This window comes from Marinilabilia sp. (assembly GCF_016278715.1).
In the GTDB taxonomy this organism is placed as follows: domain Bacteria; phylum Bacteroidota; class Bacteroidia; order Bacteroidales; family Marinilabiliaceae; genus Marinilabilia.
This window is the reverse complement of record NZ_JADQBH010000052.1, coordinates 1-4,960: the sequence shown is the minus strand read 5'-3', so window position 1 is coordinate 4,960 and position 4,960 is coordinate 1. Positions and strand designations below refer to the sequence as shown.

Sequence of the window (4,960 nt, the reverse complement as noted above, 5' to 3'; positions counted from 1 at the left end):
GTGACAAGCGTGGAAACGTTGTGGCGGTGCTTGATGTTGACAGCAGAGAATTAAATACTTTTGACGAAACGGATAGAGAGGAATTGGAGAAAATAGTTGCCTTGGTGTATAGTTGACAGCTATTCTGTGTCCTGTTTTTTGAGTCTAAGTTTTCTGAATTTTTACCGACATTTTGGGACTAATGATCCATTGTTATGAGAAAGACAGTATTGATTACCGGGGCCGCGCGGCGCGTGGGAGCAGGGATTACCAGATTTTTGGCTAACGAAGGCTGGGAGGTTGTTATTCACTATAACCATAGTCGTGACGAAGCTTTGCAGCTGTCCGGTGAATTGCAAGAAGCCTATCCCGACAGGGAGTTTCCGGTATTGCAATGCGATTTATCTAATATGGATGCTGTATTGTCTGTCTTTAACAGAATACCCGACAATATCCAACAGTTGGACGCACTGGTGAATAATGCCAGCACCTTCAATTCCGGAAGACTCCTGGAGACTTCTGCTGATTTTTTGAGAAAAGAAATGTCTGTTAATTTTGAAGCTCCTTTCTTTTTAATCCAGGCTTTTGTTAATACTTTCGGAAAAGGCTCAATTGTCAATATGTTGGATACTAAAATAGTAAAAAACGAAGGCATTTATGCGGCTTATCTGTTGGCAAAGAAAAATCTTGCAGAATTGACACGAATGGCGGCTCTTGATTTTGCCCCTGACGTCAGGGTGAACGGTATTGCTCCCGGGCCTGTATTGCCTCCTCCCCGAAAAGGAAACGAATACCTGGCAGATGTCATCGCAAAAACTCCTTTGAAACAGCAGGTGGCTGTTCAGGATATTTCCGCTTCAGTCTCTTTTTTGTTAAACAATCCTTCTGTCACCGGACAAATTATCTTTTGTGACAGTGGTTCTCATCTGATTTAAGCTATGGCGACTATCTGTATCAAAGACCTTTTACTTCGAACCGAAGTTGGGTTTAACCCTCACGAATTGGGAAAAAAACAGGATTTGCTGTTGAATATCTCTATCCAATATCAAATACAGGGTGAGGAAATAAACGATAACCCCGAAGATGCACTGAACTACCGGGACATCTGTAAAGAAATTATAGATCTTGTTGAAAGCAGAAGGTTCAATCTGCTGGAAAAAGTAGCCAATGAAGTGGCTAACTTTATTTTGGATATGTCACGGGTCGAGGAAGTTGCTGTTGAGGTGGACAAACCACATGCTTTGCGATTTGCAAAAAGTGTTTCCTTTAGTCTTACCAAAAAGAAATCGGAATTGTGAGCCATGAAGCTGTCATAGCCTTAGGATCGAATATTGATGCCAGACAGAATATTGAAAATGCTTTTGACCGGCTTCAAAAACAATTTCAATTAAGTAAACAGGCCGGCCCGGTTGTAACTTCTCCCATCGGAATTACCGACCAACCTGATTTCCTGAACGCTGTTGCCTTAATAAGAACTGATCTCTCCATGGAGGAGGTGGTTTCTGCCCTTAAAGTAATCGAGGATGAAATGGGACGCGACCGTTCCCGTGCAAAATTCGGTCCCCGTGAGATAGACCTGGATGTTCTTATCTGGAACCAAAAGGTAGTGGATAAGGATTTTTACGAACGGGAGTTTTTGCAGAAGTTGGTGGAGCAGTTGGACTTTTGAGTAAAAAGGTTGCTGGTAAATTACAATTTTTACAAGTCTGGTTTTGGGAAATATCCTTCTCTTTCACGGTGATTGAATTTAAATCTTTTTCAGGAAGTGAGAACAAAGCATTGAAAAACAGCTCTCTCCTGGAGGAAACTGGAACTATTGTATTAGCCTGGCGGGCATGTTAAAAAGGGATTTAGGATTATTTTATATATTTGACTTTTCTTAATAAAGCACCAACGTAAAGACTCAGAATTGCATGTCCTTTAAAATCAAACAATATGATGAATTTAAATTCCGAGAACTGCTTGATCTTTACTATGTAAGATTGAAACGTTTTGCAGTTTCTTTTTTGAAGGAAGAGGGATTGGCCGAAGAGATTGTTATGGATGTGTTTCTGAAACTCTGGGAAAAAAGGGAAGGCCTCGACGAAATCGAAAATCTTACAACCTATCTTTTTGTCGCAGTTCGAAATTCCAGCTTTAATTTTCTTCGGAAAAGCAATCAACATGATTCCGATTCTCTTGAGAAGGCCGAAGTGAGTTTACACCGCTATGAAAATACTCCTGAAGATGATTTAATATCGGAAGAAATGTTGGATGCTCTTAATGAAGCAGTGGAAGGTTTACCGTCGAAATGCAAGATGGTTTTTAAGTTGTTGCGGGAGGAAGGGTTAACAAGGAAGGAGACTGCTCAGGCACTTGGGGTTTCAGTCAATACCGTGGATAATCAAATTTCCATCGCTGTTCGGAAAATTGGTGAAACATTAGGATTGGATCTTTCTGTCCGGAAAAACTTCACAGGGCTGAAAACATTTTTGTTGTTTTTTTAAGTGTTCTTTGCAATGGCTATAGTTTGTTTTTGCGTGGTTATTTATTTTCTACTAGTATTAATTCTCCTTTAGATTTCTTCGTTTCACCCGCAGCGACCTGCCTTTTCTATAGTTGTGGTGGGTGGACCTATTATTAATGCATCAAGCCCTGTTCATTGCGAACATAGTGAAGCAATCTCTGTTTGAAAATCGGACACAAGTGTAATAGAAGATCAATCAATTGTCCGATTTTTTTATTCTAGAATATATTATCGAGCTGCATGGCTAATTTTGCTCTTCCAAGAAAAAACGGCACCATCAACGTTCCAGTTTCCCTTATTAAATGATGCATACATATTTTTAAAGTTTAGCCTTCCCATTTCGGATATCGTATCTTACAGGCACGTCAATAATCGATTAAGGTAATGAGTAAAAACAGGTCTCTTTCGAGAAATTGGTTGATTTTTATCTGTTTATTTGGTTTCTTTCACCAGGTTAACCCCAATCCTATTTGTTCCTAATTCATGAGCCTCCTCCCAAAAGAGACTTTCAAGAGAGAGGATAAACCTCTAACCTCAGCTTCTTAACCCTGCCTTCCTAACTCATCTATTGAATTATTTTCTGTGATGTGAAGGTGCTCAATCATCAAAAAATCAGGTTAGTGTAAATTAAAGTAAAAAAAACTCAATTTTAATTGGTAACATCCTGCAAAAAGTGTGTCCTTATATTATAAACCCATCCTAAAAAGGACATATTGCAGTAGAAGAGAGCGAAAGTAAAATGTCAAAAAGAACATGAATAAAAAGAAAGATATATCCAGGATAATAGGCCGCAATTTGATGGTTGCTGCATCGGAGGATGAAAAGAATGTCCTGCGAAAGTGGCGAAGTTCCAGTGAGCAAAATGAACAAGGTTATCAGGTGTTGAAGCGATTGTTTCAGCACAGGTATTATAATGAAAACTCAACTGAAGAGGAAGTTCCTGTTGAGTCGTTTTTCACCCGGGCGCGTCTGTTGCAATCTCAAACAAGAACCTTAAACTGGTGGAAAATAGCAGCCGCTATTGCTGTCCTGATTTCTCTAGGCTCATTGGTTTCAGATTTTCTTTATGTGTTTGATTCCACGCGTGTAGAACTTGTTGCCGATTCAGGACAACGCACCGAAGCTGTATTGCCTGACGGGTCAAATGTTTGGTTGAATAACAGCACCCGGCTGGTTTATGAACACCGTTTTGGACGAAAACGCAGCATTCAGCTGGAGGGAGAAGCTTATTTTGAGGTGGAGAAGGACGTCTCAAGTCCGTTTTTAGTAGAAACAGGAGGCCTGGAGGTGAAAGTTACAGGAACCAGGTTTAATGTAAAAAATTATTCCACTGACCATACTGTTGAGGTGGCTTTATCTGAAGGCTCTGTAAATGTAAAATCATCAGAAGGTGAGCGGGTTCAGATGAAGCCGGGTGAAGTGCTTCTGTTGGACAAACGCACGCTCAAAATGATAAAGAAGAACGGACAGGTAAAAGATAACTTCGCATGGAGAGACGGTGTAATGGTTTTTAAAGATGAAGCTTTTGAAAACTTAATTACACGTCTTGAGAGGTGGTATGATATAAAAATAGATTATGAACCCGGAGACTTTAAGGGAATTCATTACTCCGGAACCATTCGTAATTTAAGACTGGATCAGGTCTTTGAGTTTGTGAATCTTACAGTGCCAATTGAAGTTGAAATGAAAAGTAATCATATCGTGTTGCATAAAGAAAAGAAGAGTAATGAAAAATCCAAGGCTATGAATTAAAAACAAACGGGGAATGCTCCAACATCCCCCGTCAGAATTTTCTTCAACAGCTGCTCCAACAGCGCTGAAGGTCGTTTTAATTGTGAACTAAAACATTGTAAATCTATGAAAAAAATGTGGAATTGCACAGGGGATGAAAATTCCTGTGTACGCAAACGAATCTTTCGAATTATGAAATTATCCCTGTTTTTTGTGACAGTCCTGACGTTTCAGCTTTCAGCTGTTACCGGTTGGTCGCAAAATGAGACGTTGAATTTAAAAACGGAAAACAGCTCAATCACAGAGGTGATACACTCCATTGAAGCGCAGACCGGCTTGAGCTTTTTCTATCAGAATGAACAGTTGAAAAGTGTAGCTCCCATAAGTGTTGAAGCTGAAGGAGAGACCGTAACTGAAGTTCTGACTGGTATTTTTGCCAACACTCATCTTGACTTCAGGATTGTTGACAAGCATGTCGTGATTTTTCCTGCAGGAAAAGAAAAATCCGGATTACCACTTTCTCAACAGGATGAATTGCCTGTAAGAGGGAAGGTTGTAGACTCTGATGGAAATCCTGTTCCCGGCGTTACAGTACAAATAAAAGGTACTCAAACCGGTACCATCACCGATATGGACGGAAACTATTCTCTTCAGGTGCCCGATGATGCTGCAACTCTTATTTTTTCCTTTATAGGAATGCAAACCCGCCAGGTAATGCTGGAAGGCCAAACGGAGGTCGATGTG

Annotated in this window: 6 protein-coding genes; all 6 read left to right on the top strand. The window is 40.2% G+C overall.

The annotated features are described in order from the left end of the window. Positions 1-194 precede the first annotated feature (194 nt). Complete coding sequence (locus QZZ43_RS03805) at positions 195-914, top strand: SDR family oxidoreductase (RefSeq protein WP_291856421.1); 720 nt, start codon at positions 195-197, stop codon at positions 912-914. Positions 915-917: 3 nt separating this feature from the next. Further along, positions 918-1,277 carry a dihydroneopterin aldolase gene (locus QZZ43_RS03800; RefSeq protein ID WP_291856419.1) on the top strand — a complete coding sequence of 120 codons (360 nt, stop codon included), beginning with the start codon at positions 918-920 and terminating at the stop codon, positions 1,275-1,277. Then, positions 1,274-1,648 (top strand): 2-amino-4-hydroxy-6-hydroxymethyldihydropteridine diphosphokinase, encoded by a 375-nt coding sequence (gene folK, locus QZZ43_RS03795; protein WP_291856417.1) that lies wholly within the window; start codon positions 1,274-1,276, stop codon positions 1,646-1,648. Before QZZ43_RS03800 ends, folK begins: the two co-directional genes overlap by 4 nt. A gap of 244 nt (positions 1,649-1,892) precedes the next feature. Continuing rightward, positions 1,893-2,465, top strand: coding sequence for an RNA polymerase sigma-70 factor (locus QZZ43_RS03790; RefSeq protein WP_291856415.1), 573 nt, complete (start codon positions 1,893-1,895; stop codon positions 2,463-2,465). A gap of 773 nt (positions 2,466-3,238) precedes the next feature. After that, entirely contained in the window at positions 3,239-4,237 is a 999-nt protein-coding gene (locus QZZ43_RS03785) for a FecR family protein (protein ID WP_291856413.1), read from the top strand. Between the two features lie 105 nt (positions 4,238-4,342). Next, positions 4,343-4,960, top strand: a 618-nt coding sequence (locus QZZ43_RS03780; RefSeq protein ID WP_291856411.1) for a carboxypeptidase-like regulatory domain-containing protein, incomplete at its 3' end; no start/stop codon positions are given.

Bases quoted from the DNA above. Each gene is read 5' to 3' on its own strand.
- QZZ43_RS03805 (WP_291856421.1), top strand. From the start codon at position 195: ATGAGAAAGACAGTATTGATTACCGGGGCCGCGCGGCGCGTGGGAGCA.
- QZZ43_RS03800 (WP_291856419.1), top strand. From the start codon at position 918: ATGGCGACTATCTGTATCAAAGACCTTTTACTTCGAACCGAAGTTGGG.
- QZZ43_RS03790 (WP_291856415.1), top strand. From the start codon at position 1,893: ATGTCCTTTAAAATCAAACAATATGATGAATTTAAATTCCGAGAACTG.
- QZZ43_RS03785 (WP_291856413.1), top strand. From the start codon at position 3,239: ATGAATAAAAAGAAAGATATATCCAGGATAATAGGCCGCAATTTGATG.